The organism is Clostridium nigeriense (assembly GCF_050585245.1).
Classification (GTDB): domain Bacteria; phylum Bacillota; class Clostridia; order Clostridiales; family Clostridiaceae; genus Clostridium; species Clostridium nigeriense_A.
Genome location: NZ_JBNOOF010000002.1, coordinates 278,957 through 297,064, shown reverse-complemented (window position 1 = coordinate 297,064; position 18,108 = coordinate 278,957). Strand labels below are relative to the sequence as shown.

The 18,108-nt window shown below is 26.5% G+C and carries 18 protein-coding genes; 6 read left to right on the top strand and 12 right to left on the bottom strand.

Translation table 11 applies throughout. The annotated features are described in order from the left end of the window. Positions 1-3: 3 nt before the first annotated feature. From ACQPUY_RS04725 to ACQPUY_RS04715, 3 genes are read right to left on the bottom strand one after another with little or no spacing between them, the layout of a single operon-like run. The gene (locus ACQPUY_RS04725; RefSeq protein ID WP_430839787.1) at positions 4-1,857 is read right to left on the bottom strand and encodes a DUF4153 domain-containing protein; all 1,854 of its coding nucleotides are present in this window, start codon (positions 1,855-1,857) and stop codon (positions 4-6) included. A 12-nt stretch (positions 1,858-1,869) separates the two neighbouring features. Beyond that, positions 1,870-2,076 carry a helix-turn-helix domain-containing protein gene (locus tag ACQPUY_RS04720; protein ID WP_430839785.1) on the bottom strand — a complete coding sequence of 69 codons (207 nt, stop codon included), beginning with the start codon at positions 2,074-2,076 and terminating at the stop codon, positions 1,870-1,872. Positions 2,077-2,089: 13 nt separating this feature from the next. Beyond that, positions 2,090-2,584, bottom strand: coding sequence for a DUF2975 domain-containing protein (locus ACQPUY_RS04715; protein WP_430839783.1), 495 nt, complete (start codon positions 2,582-2,584; stop codon positions 2,090-2,092). 244 nt (positions 2,585-2,828) lie between these two features. Between ACQPUY_RS04715 and ACQPUY_RS04710 the strand changes: the two genes are divergently transcribed. After that, a complete protein-coding gene (locus ACQPUY_RS04710; RefSeq protein ID WP_430839782.1) occupies positions 2,829-3,161 on the top strand; it encodes a winged helix-turn-helix transcriptional regulator in 333 nt (110 codons plus the stop codon). A gap of 98 nt (positions 3,162-3,259) precedes the next feature. Here ACQPUY_RS04710 and ACQPUY_RS04705 read toward each other — a convergent pair whose 3' ends face one another. Both ACQPUY_RS04705 and ACQPUY_RS04700 read right to left on the bottom strand, forming a co-directional pair. Beyond that, positions 3,260-4,450 (bottom strand): pentapeptide repeat-containing protein, encoded by a 1,191-nt coding sequence (locus ACQPUY_RS04705; RefSeq protein WP_430839781.1) that lies wholly within the window; start codon positions 4,448-4,450, stop codon positions 3,260-3,262. Between the two features lie 51 nt (positions 4,451-4,501). Next, positions 4,502-5,896, bottom strand: coding sequence for a PLP-dependent aminotransferase family protein (locus ACQPUY_RS04700; RefSeq protein WP_430839779.1), 1,395 nt, complete (start codon positions 5,894-5,896; stop codon positions 4,502-4,504). Positions 5,897-6,017: 121 nt separating this feature from the next. Here ACQPUY_RS04700 and alr point away from each other — a divergent pair, with 121 nt between their 5' ends. Continuing rightward, a complete protein-coding gene (gene alr / locus ACQPUY_RS04695) occupies positions 6,018-7,175 on the top strand; it encodes an alanine racemase (protein ID WP_430839777.1) in 1,158 nt (385 codons plus the stop codon). 188 nt (positions 7,176-7,363) lie between these two features. Here alr and ACQPUY_RS04690 read toward each other — a convergent pair whose 3' ends face one another. The 6 genes from ACQPUY_RS04690 to celB form a co-directional block, all read right to left on the bottom strand. Then, a complete protein-coding gene (locus tag ACQPUY_RS04690) occupies positions 7,364-8,218 on the bottom strand; it encodes a CorA family divalent cation transporter (RefSeq protein WP_430839775.1) in 855 nt (284 codons plus the stop codon). 87 nt (positions 8,219-8,305) lie between these two features. Further along, the gene (gene asnB / locus ACQPUY_RS04685) at positions 8,306-10,144 is read right to left on the bottom strand and encodes an asparagine synthase (glutamine-hydrolyzing) (RefSeq protein WP_430839773.1); all 1,839 of its coding nucleotides are present in this window, start codon (positions 10,142-10,144) and stop codon (positions 8,306-8,308) included. Between the two features lie 264 nt (positions 10,145-10,408). Further along, a complete protein-coding gene (gene yidA / locus ACQPUY_RS04680; protein WP_430839771.1) occupies positions 10,409-11,218 on the bottom strand; it encodes a sugar-phosphatase in 810 nt (269 codons plus the stop codon). A gap of 84 nt (positions 11,219-11,302) precedes the next feature. After that, positions 11,303-11,572, bottom strand: coding sequence for an ATP cone domain-containing protein (locus ACQPUY_RS04675; protein WP_430839770.1), 270 nt, complete (start codon positions 11,570-11,572; stop codon positions 11,303-11,305). Positions 11,573-11,875: 303 nt separating this feature from the next. Continuing rightward, positions 11,876-12,775, bottom strand: a complete 900-nt coding sequence (locus tag ACQPUY_RS04670; RefSeq protein ID WP_430839768.1) for a haloacid dehalogenase-like hydrolase — start codon at positions 12,773-12,775, stop codon at positions 11,876-11,878. Positions 12,776-12,799: 24 nt separating this feature from the next. Beyond that, on the bottom strand, positions 12,800-14,077 hold the full coding sequence (gene celB, locus ACQPUY_RS04665; protein ID WP_430839766.1) for a PTS cellobiose transporter subunit IIC: 1,278 nt from the start codon (positions 14,075-14,077) through the stop codon (positions 12,800-12,802). Between the two features lie 332 nt (positions 14,078-14,409). Between celB and ACQPUY_RS04660 the strand changes: the two genes are divergently transcribed. The 4 genes from ACQPUY_RS04660 (at position 14,410) to ACQPUY_RS04645 (ending at position 16,541) form a co-directional block, all read left to right on the top strand. Beyond that, positions 14,410-14,712 (top strand): PTS sugar transporter subunit IIB, encoded by a 303-nt coding sequence (locus ACQPUY_RS04660; RefSeq protein WP_430839764.1) that lies wholly within the window; start codon positions 14,410-14,412, stop codon positions 14,710-14,712. A gap of 175 nt (positions 14,713-14,887) precedes the next feature. After that, positions 14,888-15,202: a PTS lactose/cellobiose transporter subunit IIA gene (locus tag ACQPUY_RS04655; RefSeq protein ID WP_430839763.1), complete on the top strand. Its 315-nt coding sequence runs from the start codon at positions 14,888-14,890 to the stop codon at positions 15,200-15,202. A 161-nt stretch (positions 15,203-15,363) separates the two neighbouring features. Beyond that, complete coding sequence (locus ACQPUY_RS04650; protein WP_430839762.1) at positions 15,364-15,822, top strand: DUF3284 domain-containing protein; 459 nt, start codon at positions 15,364-15,366, stop codon at positions 15,820-15,822. 41 nt (positions 15,823-15,863) lie between these two features. Next, entirely contained in the window at positions 15,864-16,541 is a 678-nt protein-coding gene (locus ACQPUY_RS04645; protein ID WP_430839761.1) for a GntR family transcriptional regulator, read from the top strand. 69 nt (positions 16,542-16,610) lie between these two features. Here ACQPUY_RS04645 and ACQPUY_RS04640 read toward each other — a convergent pair whose 3' ends face one another. After that, entirely contained in the window at positions 16,611-18,056 is a 1,446-nt protein-coding gene (locus ACQPUY_RS04640) for a DEAD/DEAH box helicase (RefSeq protein ID WP_430839760.1), read from the bottom strand. Positions 18,057-18,108: the final 52 nt, after the last annotated feature.

The window sequence follows — 18,108 nt, the reverse complement described above, 5'->3', positions numbered from 1 at the left end:
TTTTCATTTCAATATATTATTGTTAAAATAGTTGTACTCATACCAATGATTAGTTAACACTCTTTTATTTACCCATAAATTATAATATTCACTACTTATTAAGTCATTTTCTCTTCCTTCATCAATAGCCTTTTTGGCATCTAAGGAAAGAGTTGATATATACCATAAATCTATTTCAGCTCTCTGATTTATAAGCTTAATATTTTCTCTTGCAATAAAGTTATCTATGTTAACATAATTTAAAGCAAGATATATAATCATTCCTGTTACAGCAATTGGCTTAAATAATGTCTTTTCTCTCCAAATAAATATAAGAAGCGTTAATAATGATATACATAAAAATACTGTAAAGGCTTGAACTAAAATTCTAAGTCTTGTATATCCAAATTCTCCAATATATAAATTCATTTTATATATTGCAGCTATCCCCATATTCACAGTTAAAATAGTTATTATACTATAAAAAGTATTTAAAACATTATTTATCTTATTGCTATTTACTACTGTTTTAAGCTTAATTGAAATTATCATAATAAGATTTAAGAATACTAAAAATACTAATTGGAAAAATCCCTTTCTTGCATAATCTGAAAAACTAAATCCTGCTGGTAATTCTTTATTTAAATATAGATATGAAACTTGAATCTTAGTAAATACTAGATATATTAAAATAATAGAAATAAGCACAGTAATAATTGTAGCTGGATTAAATGTCTTATTAAAGCTCTTGTTATTTACATTTGTAACCTTAGTAGATGCTAATCCATAATTTAACCCATAAATTAAAAATGTAACTACTACAGCTATTAAAAGTCTAACTATAAAATTAAATATATTTTCTATAACGATAAATTCCCAAATATTTGATATATAATATCTAAATACTTCATCTGCTCCAGAAAGTAAAATTAACAAGAATATAACTAAAGGTATAGATATTAGTAGCCCTTTAATTACATATTTAAAATAATCTTTTTTATTTTCACCATCAGTTTTTCCATATCTTTCTCTTAATTCTAATGGAAGCTTTGAAGTATTTTCTATTGACTGTCCTACTATTATTTCTAAAAATGCTGTTGTAAATGTAGCTAATTTAAACTGTATATTATCATAAGTTAAAAGTAAGAAACCAGAAAATAAATTTATTGGAATTACTATTATATTCAAAGCTCTAAATAATTCATTAGTAAAAATACCATAAGTTATAGATAATGCTATACTGGAAAAAACAAAAAAGAAACCTAAAATACTTTTATTTCTAATACCAACTATACTAATAAATATTATAAAAGTTAAAATTATTATAATTGGTACTGATATTCCTAAATAATTAAATACAAAAATAGAGAATAAAACTCCCACTAATAATGATAATAATACAAGATTAATAGCCTTGTTGCTTTTCATCCTTCCTTTTTCAAAGCTCATAAAAGGATTTCTTATTTCAAATTTATTATTCAAATTATATGCTTTTGCTAAAGCTGCAACTGCTAATGAATTATAATTAATTAACCTACACTTTCTTATAACATTTTTGAAAAATTCCTCTTCTACTTTATTAATATTATTAGTGTATTTACAATCCTCAAATACTAAATCTTCATTAATCAATTTTACTTCAGAATCAGTAGCATCAATAAATATTAAAGTTATATTATAATTTTCAATTTTGAATATTTTATCATGTCTTATTAATTTTGACGTTCCTACTTCTATATTATCCTTAGTCCATCTCTCAATACATTTTTCTGGTGTTTCGTTATCTTTAATAACTATAACCGGTAACCTATTTTTCTCTCTATTTAATAAAAGAACCTTTTCTCCCTTCATTAAAACTAAAGATACGGCATTGACCATAATACACCTCCACTATTCATTTACATATTCTAATATATCACCTGGCTGGCAATTAAGTTCCCTACAAATGGCTTCTAATGTTGAAAATCTTACTGCCTTGGCCTTATTATTTTTTAATATAGAAAGATTTGCATTAGTTATTCCTACTCTTTCAGCTAATTCATTTAAAGAAATCTTTCTCTTAGCCATCATAACATCTAAATTTACTACTATTCCCATGCTATTCTCCTTATCATATAGTTAAATCATTTTCTTCTTTAAAAGATACAGCCTTATCGAATACCTTTGCTAAAATATATATAAATGCAGATGCAAATAGAAATATAAATACCTCCATATCCGTATGAATACCCATATTATCTACATAAATGAATTTAAATTCTTTAAAATTTGAATTTATAAATAAATTAATTAAATAACATGAAGCAATTATTAAACATGATAAAGATATTTTTTTAAATGCAATAGCATTGGATCTAACAAAAGGATCACCTTTTATTAAAGTCTTTATTACTCCTTTTAACATAAAAACAATAAAAAACAAATTACTTATTCCTACCACTAACAATACTATAATTATACCTTTGTTTATTACTATATCTTGAATTCCCCTATTTATAAAAGTGTCATAGACTAGTATCCCTGTAAGAATTATACCAAAAATAATAGCTACATTAAGAATAATTGATAATGCCTTAGATAAAAATTTTTCGTTCTTTAACTCCATAAAATCCCTCCTAGTTATTTATCTATATATTAGCATTGTATTTAATCTTTATCAAGATATTTTTATTGTAAAACGATATTTTTTTATTGATTAGAAACTATAAAATTATATCTAGAAATAATTCTATTATGCTTATTTAGATTATTATTCATTTGTCCCTATAATATTTTTAGTATATAATTTTCTATATATAATAAATAGAATTATAGTATATTTATGATACTATAGAGAAAGGATTGATTTTATGTCAAAGGATTTTCCAGATTGTCCTGTTGAAATGACATTAAAACTTATTGGAGATAGATGGAAGGTATTAATAATAAGAGATCTTCTTGCTGGTACAAAAAGATTTGGTGAATTAAAGAAATCCATTGGAGAAATATCTCAAAAAGTATTGACTTCAAATCTTAGAACTATGGAGTCATCAGGACTTTTAACACGTAAAGTTTATGCTGAAGTCCCTCCAAGAGTAGAGTATACTTTAACAGAGACAGGCTATAGCTTAAAGCCTATTTTAGACTCAATGGTTATATGGGGAGAAGATTATAAAAATAAATTTTCAAAAACTGAAGGATGAAATTTATAAAAAATTATTCATAGGCTAATCTTTTTATAAATTCCTGAGAAGTGAAGGAGTTGTATAATAAGTTAAATTTACTTATCATACAACTCTAATTATCTTACTATCTTTTTGACTAATGCTCCTATTCCAACTCCCATCATCAAAACGCCTATTAACATTTCAATATTACTAAGCATATAAGACCTTGGTGAAGGTTGTGCTTCATTTAGTCCTACTCCAGCAAACATCCCAACGCTTAAGTTTAAAGATTCATTATAATCTTTTAATAACTGTCTTATATTAAATGCTTTGCTAATATTACTACTATAAGTAATTATTTCTTCATCAACCTTTATTCCCAAAAATAAATACAAAATTGAAAATAGAAAAATTACAATTAAAGAAAAATAAACTGCATATACTGGTCTTTCTCCATATCCACAGGTTAATAGTCCGAAGGTAGATCCAATCTTAGGTATAGGCTTAAGAACTTTTCTTTGAGTTTTTCTACACAAGTAATAATATTCTCCAAAGTTATTAGTTAAATTGTTATCCTTAAACTTATCTGCAATATTTTCGTAAACTGTATAAATACCTTCATACTCATCTCTAGTCTTTTTCTTAACTTTAATCTTATCTATAAATGTCTTTTCATCTAATTTACTTTTATATTTATCTCTAAACTCTAAATCCTCAATATATGTATTAACTATTTTAACACCTGAAAGATCAGTATCAGAAATAATAATCATATCTAAATTTGAATCAAATATCATACCATTACTCATATCACTTAATTCAAAATTAGTATTCTTTAAATTAGATTTATTGAAAATTATATACTCCAATGTGCAGTTTATAAACTTTGCATATATATTACAATGATTAAATTCGCATGAAAAATTATCATTTTTATTTAAATTTGGTTTTTCATCACTATCCTTTTTAACAAAAATACAATCTTGAAAAACAACACCTCCCCCCATAAACTCACACTCTTCAAAATAGCAGCCTACAAATCTACAATTTGTAAACTTTATATTAGAAAATCTACATTTTATAAACTTTGCACAAATTATGTCTGCATCCTTAATTTCTTGGAACTCATCTTCCTTCTTAGGATGACCACCACCTATAACTAAATCCTTATGTTCTTTAAAACTATATCTTTCATTTGGAATATATTCTGTGTATACATCTTTACTATCTAATAAATTCTCAAATATCCTTTTATTATTATTTATTCTTTTTTCAAATTGTGTTTTAGCTACTGATATTTCTTCTTTAAAATTAATATAGGCCATAATAATACTCCTTTTAAACTATTTGCTTATATTATTATTTCCAAATATTAATTATAAATTCCATGCTTTCTTTAATAAAATAATAGCTTCCTCCATTTCTTCATTACTTAAGCTTGCATATCCTAAGAAAACAGTATTTGTTTCCTTCAACTTATTTAAATAAGAATTAGACATTCCTAATATTCTTATTTCTTTTTCTTCAGCAGCCTTAATAAGCTCCTTTTCGTCCATTCCATTATTAACTTTAATTAATAGATGAAGCCCTGAATTAGTTCCTATAATTTCAGTACTAGGTAAATATTTTTTTATTAAGGAAACTAAAAATTCTCTTTTTTTCTTATATATATTTCTCATTTTATTAAGATGTCTTTCAAAATATCCCTCTTCAATAAATTTAAATAAAGCTTGTTGGGTTGTTCTAGATACTGTACATGCTAAAAAACTAAAATCTTTTTTATAAATTTGCATTAATTTATCAGGCAGTACCATATAAGCAATTCTTGCAGAAGGAGAAAATGATTTTGAGAATGTTCCTAAATATATTACTTTCCCTTTAGTATCTAAGTTTTGTAAAGCTGGAATAGGTCTACCTTCAAATCTAAACTCACTATCATAGTCATCTTCTATAATATATCTTTCATCTTCTTCATTAGCCCAATTTAAAAGTTGTATTCTTCTATTAATAGGCATAATTATTCCTGTTGGAAATTGATGTGAAGGTGTTATATGAATTACCTCTGCCTTACTACATCTTAAATTTTCTATATTAATTCCCTGCTCGTCTATTGGTATAGCCTTTGGTATTATTCCATTAACTTTTAATATTTTTCTGATTTTATAATAGCCAGGTTCCTCTACTGCAAAAATTTTATTTCTTCCTAGTATATTTATTAATATTTGAATTAGATATTCACTTCCTGATCCTATAACTATATTATCTATATTTGAATTTACACCTCTTGAATACCTTAAATAATTTGAAATAGATTCCCTTAAATTTCTATCCCCTTGAGAATGTCCAATCTGTAATAAGTCCTTATTTTCTTCTGATATTATATCCTTATTTATTTTTCTCCATATGCTATATGGAAAACTTTCTAGGTCTACTCTACTAGAATAGAATTCATACTTATAGTATTTTTTATTCTTTTGCTCATCTTCATTAATTTTACTATTATTTCCTAATGCTATTACCTCTTGAAGCTCTGTAACATAATATCCTTTCTTAGGAAAAGAAATTATATAACCTTCTGTTATCAACTGTTCATAAGCTGCTTCCACTGTATTTTGACTAATATCTAAATATTTAGATAATTTTCTTTTCGAAGGTAATTTACTATTTGATTGTAAGTTTCCTAATTGAATTTCATTTTTTATAAAACTATAAAGTTGAATATATAGTGGTATATTACTATTAGTATTTAAATTTATTGTTAGAAAATCCATATTATCACCCAATCTGATACCATTAATTTTATCAAAACTGATACTTATCAAAGTTTCAGTTTATGTATATAATATTATCAATGATATAATTAAGAAGTCAACAATAGTAAGGGGTTATATTATGAATTTATTACATCCAATCTGGGCAGAAATTAATTTAAATAATTTAATAAATAATATAAAAGAAATTAAGATGAAATCTAAAGGTAGTGAAATAATCGGAGTTGTTAAAGCTAATGCATATGGTCATGGATCTGTTGAAATTTCAAAAGTCTTACTTAATTGTGGTGTTAAAAAACTTGCAGTTGCAAATATAGTTGAAGCAATTGAGCTTAGAGAAAATGATATTCTTGCTCCAATAATGCTTCTTGGAATAAGCGAAGAATATTCCATTGATGCATTAATCAAATATAATGTAGAACCAACTGTATCTACACTTTGCTTTGCAGAAAAGCTTAATGAAAAAGCTAAAGAGTTAAATAAAGATGTTAATATTCATATAGCTATAGATTCTGGAATGGGTAGAATAGGATTTAGAGATAATCTTAAGGATATAGAAGATATAGTTAGTATATCTAAGTTAAGTAACTTAAGTATTGAAAGTGTATTTTCACACTTCTCAACAGCAGACTCTAAGGATAAATCTTACTCTAAAAAACAAATTGATATTTATAATTCTATATTAACTAAACTAGAATGCAGAGGTATTACTATAAATAAAAAGAACCTTTCTAATAGTGCTGCTATAATAGATTTACCAGAAAGTCATTTTAATTATATAAGACCAGGAATAATTCAATATGGTTATTATCCTTCTGATGAAGTTAATAAAGATGATATAAATATTAAGCCTGTTTTAACTTGGAAAACTAGAATAGTTCATATTAAAGAAGTTGAAGAAAATGAATTTATAGGCTATGGTATGACTTATAAAACAACTAAAAAAACAATTGTTGCAACTTTACCTGTTGGATATGCTGATGGATATTCTAGAAGCTTATCTAATAAAGGAAGCGTAATAATTAAAGGAAAACTAGCACCAATTATAGGAAATGTATGTATGGATCAATTTATGGTTGATGTAACTGATATTGAAGATGTACAGACAGGAGATGAAGCTATACTTCTAGGCTCTGATGGTAATGTTAAGTTTGATGCGGAAGATATGGCTAAAATATTAAATACTATAAGCTATGAAGTCCTTTGCTTAATTGGAAGAAGAGCTCCAAGAGTCTATATAAAAGATAATAAAATATTAGAAATAAAATACCTTATGTAAAAAAATGCGAGCATTTTTATAATGGATAATTGATAATGCATAATGCATAATTAAGGAAAAAAATCCTAAAGGATTTTTGAATAAACGGTGCTTCGCACAAATTGAATTTAAGTTTTGCTGTGCAAAACATCATTAATTATCCATTATCAATTATGCATTATCAATTTTTAATTTTGCTTCGCAATCTTTTATAAGTATTTTTTTCTTTTAAAATAAATAATTTCTAATATTATTAATCCTAGTGTAAAAATAATAGAACTAATAAATCCATAAGGATTTCTTAATAATGGCATATTTTCGAAATTCATACCAAATATTCCTGATATAATAGTAAGGGGTAATGACAATACAGTTATTATAGTCAGAAGTTCCATAGTTTTATTCATTTTATTGGATAGCTCTGAATTATATAAATCTATACATGAAAATATAGATGATTCTATATTTTCTACTAGGCTTAAGGTATTATCTAAAACAAATAAAACTTTGTTATATAAATCTAATCCACTAAATTCATCATCTAAATAAGTTATCATTGATTTATAATATGATGTAAATCTCTTGATCAATGAAACTGCCTTTTTTATCTCTAAAATTTTCTTATTATCTACACTTCCAGAATTTATAGCATCTTGAAATAAATCATCTACTCTATCTTCTATTTTCAATAATTCTTCATTATATAGATATGCAAAGTATTGAAATAGAAATAAGCATATCATATACTTGTCTACTTTTTCGTGTAATGATATTTTCTCTTTTAAAAATTTAACAAGTATGTCATTTTCATAATTAACAATTAACTTATCCTTATCTATAACTGCATTAATTATAAGTTTTTCTTCCTCTATTAAAATTGGTATTCTTAAAAATATTTTATTTTTATTTTTTATTATTATATCCTTATGTATATTATTAAACTGTATATCCCTTACCTTATTTATATTTTTTGAAGATGATAAACAGGCAACCACATTAGTCAATCCCTTATCTATTTCTTTATCTTTAATCATGTTTCCATTAGATAAAATTAAAGTGGTCATACAACTCCTCCTAAAAAGTAATTATTATTTTCATTATAAAACAAATAATGAGCTGTCGCAAAGACAGCTCAATCAAAAATTAATTATCTATATTAACTTTACATTATAGTTTTTTAACCAATTATTTATTTGAATTAAATACGCTATCATTTGTGGTCCAGCCATTAATTGTCCAAACCATGGTGTTTTATATGATTCACCTTTAGTTTCAACTATTTCTTTAACTTTATTTTCATCAATTATATTTAATATAGGTGATGATTTATCTCTTAGTATATCCCCCATCATATTACAAACTAAATCTGTATAGATTGGATTATAAGTCTTTGGATATGGACTCTTCTTTCTATATATAATATCTTCTGGTAAAATTCCTTCTAAAGCCTTTCTTAATAAGCCCTTTTCCCTTCCATTTAAAAGCTTTATATTTGAAGGAATATTAAAAGCATATTCTACTATATTATAATCTGCAAATGGTACTCTAACCTCTAAGCTATTTGCCATACTCATTCTATCTTTTCTGTTTAATAAATTAACCATGAACCATCTTAAGTTTAAGTAAAATAATTCTCTCATTCTATATTCTAATTTACTTTCGCCATCTAAATGAGGAACTTCCTTTAAAGTGTCATTATATGCTGTTTGTGCTAAATCCTCTATTTTTAATTTTTTTAATTCTGGACTTAATATTTTCCTTCTATCTCCAATAAATCTTGACCATGGAAAAGTATTTGCATTAATCATATCCTCGTTAGTAAACCATGGATAACCTCCAAATAATTCATCTGCACACTCTCCAGATAAGGCTACTACAAAATCTTTTTTAACTTCCCTGCAAAATAGATATAGGGAAGAATCCACATCTGCCATACCTGGTAAATCCCTACCGATTACAGCATTATCAAGGGAATTTACTAAATCCATATGATTTAATACAACTGTTCTATGCTCACTTCCTATATATTTAGCCATCATCTCTGCATAATATTGATCTGAAGTTGGTTGAAATAGTGATGATTTAAAATACTTTTCATTATCTTCATAATCTATAGAATAAGTAGTTAAAATCTTATTTTTCTTTTTAAATTCTTCTGCTGCTATAGCTGATATTGCTGAAGAATCTAATCCCCCTGATAAGAAAGTACAAAGTGGTACATCACCAACTAATTGTCTTTTTATTGCATCGACAAGAAGTTCCCTTACATGTTCAACTGCCTCTTCTTCACTTTCTTTAAACTCCTCTGCCTTAAGCTCCCAATACATATCTTTCTTTATACCACTTGCATCCACAATCAAATATTCAGCTGGTTTAACTTCTTCAATTCCCTTATATAAAGTTGTACCAGGTATAAGGGCTGGTCCTAAAGCAAATAATTCTGTTAATCCATCTTTATCTACAATTGGTTCAACATATGGATGTTTAAATAATGCCTTAATTTCTGAACCAAAAATAAAAGTATCATTTTTAAAAGTAAAGAATAATGGTTTAACCCCCATGGCATCTCGTGCTAAAACTACCCGTCTTTTATCTTCGTCATAAATAGCAAAGGCAAAAATACCATTAAACTTTGATATAGCATCTATGCCCCATCTAATATATGATAAAAGTAATACCTCGGTATCTGAATATCCTTCAAATGTATATCCAGCATTTATTAATTCTTTTCTTAAATCTTCTGTATTATATAATTCACCATTGTAAACAAGAATATATTCTTTTCCATTAACACTCTTTTTCATAGGTTGACCTCCACCTTCTGGATCAACTACTACAAGCCTTCTATGGCCAAACATAATATTGCTAGATGTGTACAGACCTTCTGCATTAGGGCCTCTATCCTTCAAAGTATCAGTCATATTTTTTAGTGTTTTGTATTCTTCTTTTATATTTTTCTTGAAATTAACAAAGCCTGCTATTCCACACATATTTATCCTTCTTTCTTTATTAGCTTATATTTATAGTTATATGAGTATAATTTGACAATAGTTCTTAAAAAATACCCTTGAAAAGCAAAAAAGTTACTGCAAACACAGTAACTTCTTAAATTTATTCTTTTGAAAATTATAAAAATGTTACCCTGTGAATAACGTTTTATAATTTCCTTCCTTCAGCTTTGAAGTGCATCTATTAATTTTGCGATGACTTGGAGCTAGTCGATGGAATAAGCAAAATTATATAATTGCACTTTTTTATTTATTTAATATGAATTTTTCTATTGCTTTTGCAACTCCATCATTTTCATTGGTATCAGTAATATAATCCGCTGCTTCTTTAACTTCATCAAATGCATTTCCCATAGCTATTCCAAGTCCTGCATATTCTATCATATGAAGGTCATTTCCAGCATCTCCTAAAGTTATTATTTCTTCTCTTTTGATTCCTAAGTGATTGGCTAACATTTCAACACCTACACCTTTATTAACTTCCTTATTCAAAAACTCTAAGAAATAAGGAGTACTTCTAACTACGGTGTACTTTTCAAATACCTCTTTAGGTAACTTTTCCATGGCAGGTCCTAAAATTTCTGGCTCATCTATCATCATAATTTTTATCATAACTTCATCATTTGAAATAGTATCTATATTAATTTCATGAATTTCTATATTATTTATATCAGCCTCTACTTCTGTATACTTGCTGTTTTTAGGAGTTATTAAGCCTTTTTTTTCTGAAAAAGCATGAAGATTAACACCTAACTCATCACTTAATTTTTTTAAATAATGTAAATCAGATCCATCTAATGCTATCTTAGCTATAGCTTCCTTGCTTTTTGTTCTTTGTACTAAGGCTCCATTATAACTAAGCACATAATCCTTATCAGTATACATATCTAATTCTTCTAAATATCTAGAAACGCCTTCTATTGGTCTTCCTGTTGCTAAAACCACTGTTACATCCATTTCTCTAGCTGACTGAATAGCACTTTTAGTTCTTTCAGATATAGTTTTATCTCCTTTAAGTAAAGTACCATCCATATCAATAGCTACTAATTTATACATTAATAATCCTCCATTTAAATTGAATTTTAATATGATTATATCATACCTTTATATATAAATTAATTTAATATTTACATTATTAAGCTATTTTCCAAATTCAATATAAGCTTTTAACACATTATTAAATCCGTCTCTTTTTAGTACCTCAAAAATAGCTCCAGTTACTTCGTAGCTAGATGTTATCAAAGAATCTTTTCTAATATTAATTAAAGTCTTTTCAACATCAGAAACTAAGATTTTTAAATCTGATTCATTTAAAACTGCATCGCAATCATTAGCTGAATTTTCTATGCTTGTTTTAATTTTTTTAGAATTAAACTCCTCTAACCTTCCATCCTTTTTTATTATTTTCATAGTAATACCTTCTTTCTATATAATTTTGTATCAATCTCAAATATTATGTCCTAAAGTATTATATATATTTTTAATAAAATACTAATTTTACACTCGCTATCTAAATAATATACTTTATTAATCACATTTTTAATTTTCTCTTACTATTATTATATAAATAATTATCTTTTTTGTATCAAGACTTTTATAGAGTAGTAAATATAAATTTTCATTAAGTACTAAAAAAATGAAAGTTCTATTTGCAAAAATTCGCAATAAAACTTTCATTAATGATTTACTTATACCCTTCACGCATATACTATATTATCTATTAATAGACAAAGCCATTCTATGAAATGTATGTCTTTTCCCTCTTACTGATATAGATAGCTGCATAATATTTTCTGGATCTGCAGTACCTGAATATCCTCCATCTCCTATATGATGTATATCACATCCTGCACGTTTACTCGTTAATGCTAACTCCCTAATAGTTCCTATATCTGATCCTTCTTGGGTTGTCCCGATTGCTCCCATTACTAATTTCTCTTTAGAATGTACATAATTAACTAAAGAAGACATTTCTGCTTCACTTAACCCTGGAATAGTTCCAGCTACTGGAATTAAAATAATATCAGCTCCAGCATCAATAAATTTAGTGATTGTCTGTTCATCAATTACAGGTTCTGACACTCCAGCGCCATGCATCTTTCCAGCAATTATAACACCACTATATATTTTTTTAGCTAATTTAATAGACTTTTCAATTTCATTATTTGATACTCCAGTTGATGGATTTCCAGTTAGGCAAATAAAATCAAAACCCATTTCATTGGCTAATTTTAGATTTTTTTCACTAGCAATTCTTCCTTGCGAAATTGTTTTAGTTAATTCAAGAGTTTTTGCTTCTATATCAACAGGTTCAATATTTACGCCTATTGGACGTCCAGTTAACTCTTTTAATCTCTTTATACAATTCTCTGTTTTATCTATACCCTTTATTTCACAAGTTCCAAAATCAAATAAATTTAATAGAATTAAATCTGTACCAAATGCCGCTACATATTCAGCATTAGTTATTCCTTTTGTCATTGGATCCAATTGCACATCATTTTCTGCTAAAATAGTTCGCCCAGCACTTACTGCAATACTTGATATTAAGTTTAATTTATCAAAACTAGCAAAATCGGACGCAGAACAGTTAAGTAATCTTTTAATCTTCATAAAATTAATTGCCTCCTATTAAAATTAATTTTCTTTTTCCTCATTTTCTTCAATATATGATTTTCTATCAATAATCTTGAAGAATGGATAATAGATTATAATTGAAATAATAATATTTACTATTTGTAAAATTACGCCTGAAATATGTCCACCAGTAGCCAAATATCCTCCGATGATTGGCGGCATTGACCATGGTACCAATACTACAGCTTTTGCGACAATCCCTAATGACATAGATACATAAGAGATAATATAACAAACAATAGGTGCTATTACATACGGAATCAAAATTATTGGATTCATTACAACTGGTAATCCAAACATCAAAGGTTCGTTAACTGCAAATACCGTTGGTGGAAAACCTATTTTACCCATTTCTTTCATGTATTTACTTTTACTTTTAAAGAATAATAAAATTGCTAAACCAAGAAGTACACCACTTCCCCCAATCCATACAAATGTATTCATAAATGTATAATTTATAATATGTGGAATTGCTTCTCCGCTTTGAAATGCTATACGATTTTCATCAACAAACTGTAACCATGTAGGTTGCATTACACTAAGTACTAAATCCCATCCGTGAATACCAACTGACCAGAAAACTGTAGTAAATAAGATAGCAAACAGTCCACCAATAAATCCACCTCCGATAATAGAAATCGGCTGACCTACAATTTTATAAATAAGATCATGAATATTTGTATTTCCATAAGTTTCAACTAATAAACGAATAACCCAAAACAATGTCAAACAAACAGTCGATGGAATTAGTGCTACAAAAGACCTACTAACTGCTGGTGGAACATTTTCCGGTAACTTAATAACAATATTCTTTTGTACAAAAATTCTAAAAATTTCTGTTGAAACTAATCCTACAATAATTGCAACAAACAATCCTCTACTTCCCAAATATCCTATTTGAATTCCACCTTCTTGTATTGGTGTTACTAGTACAAAAGTTGCTACAGATAAAACTCCTGCTGATATGCCACTAACTTTGTAAGAATTAGCTAAACTATAAGCAATAGTAAATGCATCTAATAATGCCATGATATTGAATGTAGCTTGTACAACAAAATCAAGCTTTGATTGCCATTCAACTCCAAAAATGGTAGCTATAAACTGGTTAAATCCAGCCCATGGAATACTTGATAGTATTACAAATATTGACCCTACTATAATTAAAGGCATAGTAGTAACCAAACCATCACGTATTGCTACTAAATGTTTTTCCCCTCCAATTTTTACCCCCCATGGAAGTAACTTTTCATCCATAAAATTCTGTACTTTTTCTTGCATTAATTTTCTCCTCCCCTTGGTATATACCATTGTATATTTTTCATTGTAAATGTTTGCTTTTTTTTTGTCAATATTAAAATTTATATTTATGAATATATTAAACAATTTTCATCTATAATCGTTTTCTATATTATAAAATAGATATAACTTTCATATTTATAATATAAATAGAATTCAGTTTTCTATTATCATTAAAATTTACTGACAAATATCAATTTAATTCATTAAATAATCACATATATTTTTTAAAATAAATATGTTGCAATATTTATAAAATATGATACTATTATTTTATAAAATGGTATATACCAAAATATAAAGGAGTGAAGAGAATGATTAATATTTTACTAGTTTGTTCAGCAGGAATGTCTACAAGCTTAATGGTAAAAAAAATGAAAGAGGTTGCTATAAAAAAAGGGATTGAAGCGAATATTTGGGCAGTTGCTAATGCTGATGTAGCTAACGATATTAGAAAAGCAGATATGATATTATTAGGACCACAAGTTCGTTTTCTAGAGAAAAAAATTGTTGAAATTGCAGAAGGAAAACCTGTTGAAGTTATCAATATGCAAGCATATGGTACAATGAATGGTGAAAAAGTATTAGATCAAGCTTTGCAATTATTAAAAAGGTAATAATTTATATATTGCAAATTGAAGTATATATAACTTCTATATTTGGAATTGATACATTATTTTAAACTTTATATAAAGTATTGAAAATTAACAATGAAGTAATAACCAATATTTAAATTTAAAACAATATAAGAGAGGGAAAAATTCCTCTCCTTATTAGTTTACTGGAGGAAATATGGAAAATTTAGAATTAATTTGTTTTGAAATTATATCAAGTGTTGGTATGGCTAGGGGAAGTTTTATTGAGGCTATTGATCTTGCCAATGAAGGAAATTTTGATGGAGCTAAAGATAAAATTTTAGAAGGAGATAATTATTTTTCTTCAGGTCACTCTGCACATATGAAATTAATCCAACAAGAAGCTGAAGGAAATAATACTGAATTTGCTTTATTACTAATACATGCTGAAGATCAATTGATGAGTGCTGAATCATTTAAAATATTAGCAGAGAAATTTATTGCATTAAATAAAAAGATAGAAAATATATAAGTAGCTTAATAATAAATATAATTAAAAATATATTATGATAATAATATAAATAATTGCATAGGTTATTTCTTAACCTATGCAATTTTTAAGAAAATAATATAGATATTTTATATTATAATATTTTTTATATTAATTCATTTGAAATGTGAGGAAAGATTTAAATGCTAAAAATAAACGAAATATTATATGTTGACGCTGAAAGTTTTTTTAACAATCTTTTAAACAATATTGCTTATGATATTAGCAATACTACTGGAAAAGAAATTCCTTTGAATAATATAAAGAAAGGATTTCATTATAAAAAAATTTTAAATAATAAATTAGGAAGAAAAGGAACAGTAAATGTGAAAATCACTGAATTTAATAAACCTACAAGCTATAGTGCTGAATTTCAGTCTAGTTCAGGAATAAACACAATTTCCTATTATATAGAAACATTAGATAAAAATAATATAAATGTAACCTATATAGAAGACTATAAAGGAAGTAAATATTTAATGGACTTTAACTATAAACTTTTAAATATATTTTTCAAAAAAGGGGCTAAAAAAAGAGTTATTCAATTCCTACATTCTATCGAAAAATCTATTCTTGAAGATAAAAAATTACTTAACTCTTAAAATTTTATGTAATTGTTTGTGTAATAAAAGGTGGTGAACACATGGCTAATCCGATTTATATAGAAATCAAAAATCGAATTATGGAAGAAATAGCAGATAAACCAGCTACTTCACCTATTTCTTCAGAAAGAGATATGGCAATAAAATATGGGGCTAGCCGTATGACAGTAAGAAAAGCAATTAATGAACTAGTTACTGAAGGGATATTATATCGTGACAAAAATAAAGGAACTTATGTTGCGGATAGAAAACTAATAAAGAAAAATACCTCTACTGAAATTTTAGGAGGTCAAGACTCAATAGATTGTGTTATTTTATATTTTAAGGTTAAGAAAGCCGAACAATGTGATAAAGAAATTGGGCATATCATGAATCTTTCTAGTGACGATCTAGTTTTACGTATAGTACGTCTTAATCAAAAAGAAGGATGTCCACTTAGCGCTGAAGAAATATATTTTAATACTGATTTTGTAAATAATGAGGACATTAATAATTTACCTAAATTATTGGATATAAGTCATATACTTACAGAATGCAAAATAACTCAGAAGTTTATACCTATTATTGTACCCTCACAGTATTCTAATCTTTTACATGTAAAATTAACAACTCCAATAATAATGGTAGAAACTTTAATCAGCACTAGAAAAGGGCAACCTCTTATATTTATTCGTACTTTTAATAATCCTAATGAAAAAGTTATAGAAATTACATCTTAACGTAATAAGAGTAATCATCAATAATTGACGCTTACTCTTATTTTCAATTATAATACTTTTTATAGCTATCTATTTCTTTGCCTTACTTATTTTAGCTAGCTTCCCTTTAACTTTTATTTCTTTATATTTTTTTAAAATAGAATTCCCTTTTCCATTTAATATATCTACAAAAGAAAAACCATCTTGCACATCAATTATGCCTATATCTTCACCACTTAATCCCTCTAAGTTACTGAAAGCTCCAAGTATATCTATATTCCTTATCTTCTTCTTTTTACCTGCACCTATATGGATTTTTGTAACCTCGGTATGTATAGCTTTTTTGTTATTTACAGTATTACCGTAATTGTTTTTTTGATCCTCAAAAAATTTCTTTCTTCCTTCTATTACTTCTTCATATGATGGAATGAAAATTTCCTCAATCTTATAACCAATATATTCTTCAATATCATCTAAAAATCTTTTTTCTCCTAAAGAAGTTAATGTAATAGCTAATCCATTCTTTTCTCCTCTTCCGCTTCTACCTATTCTATGAACATAACTTTCCTTTTCCATTGGCACTTCATAATTAAATACGTTAGTTATGTGATTAATATGAATTCCTCTTGCAGCAATATCTGTGGCTACTAATACTTTAAATTCTTTGTTTTTAAAGCTATCCATAACTTTTAATCTTTCTTTTTGTTCCATATCTCCATGCAACTCATTTACTTTAATCTTTTCTTTCCTAAGTAAAGAACTTAGATTTTTAACTGAATCTTTAGTGTTGCAGAAAATTATTGCACTTTCATCTGTATGAGCATAAAGAAGTTTTAATAAAGTTTTGAACTTATCTTCTCTACTTGATATTATATATTTTTCGCTTATCTTTTCTCTATTAAATACTTTAGATTTAACATTTAAAATTTCAGGATTATTCATATATTTTGAATAAAGTCCTTCTATTTCACTAGGTATAGTAGCTGAAAATAACGCAGTATTTTTATTACTTGGTAAAGCACTTAATACTTCAGCTATTTGATCTATAAAACCCATATTAAGCATTTTATCCGCTTCGTCTATAACTACATACTCAATATATCTAGTGTCTAAGTTTCCTCTTTTTATATGATCTATTACTCTTCCTGGAGTTCCACAAACTATATGGACTCTTTGTTTTAGCTCTCTTACTTGCTCATTAAAAGGTTGCTTACCAAAAATTGCTGCAGATCTAATTTTTCTAAGTCTTCCAATATTAGAAATATCCTCTTTAACTTGCATTGCAAGCTCTCTAGTTGGAACTAATATTAACGCCTTAACTATGTTTTCTTCTTCATTAATAAGTTCACAAAGTGGAATTCCAAAACTCGCAGTTTTACCACTACCTGTTTGAGATTTTACAACTATATCCTTTTTCTTAAGCATTTCTGGAATAACTTCTTTTTGTACTTCTGATGGGCTTTCAAAACCTAAATTTCTTAAAGCTCTTAGAATTTCAGGCTTTAATCCCATATCTTCAAATTTATCTATATTCATTAAATTACCTCACTTTTATAACATTTTAAATAACTTTCTATATTTTACTCCA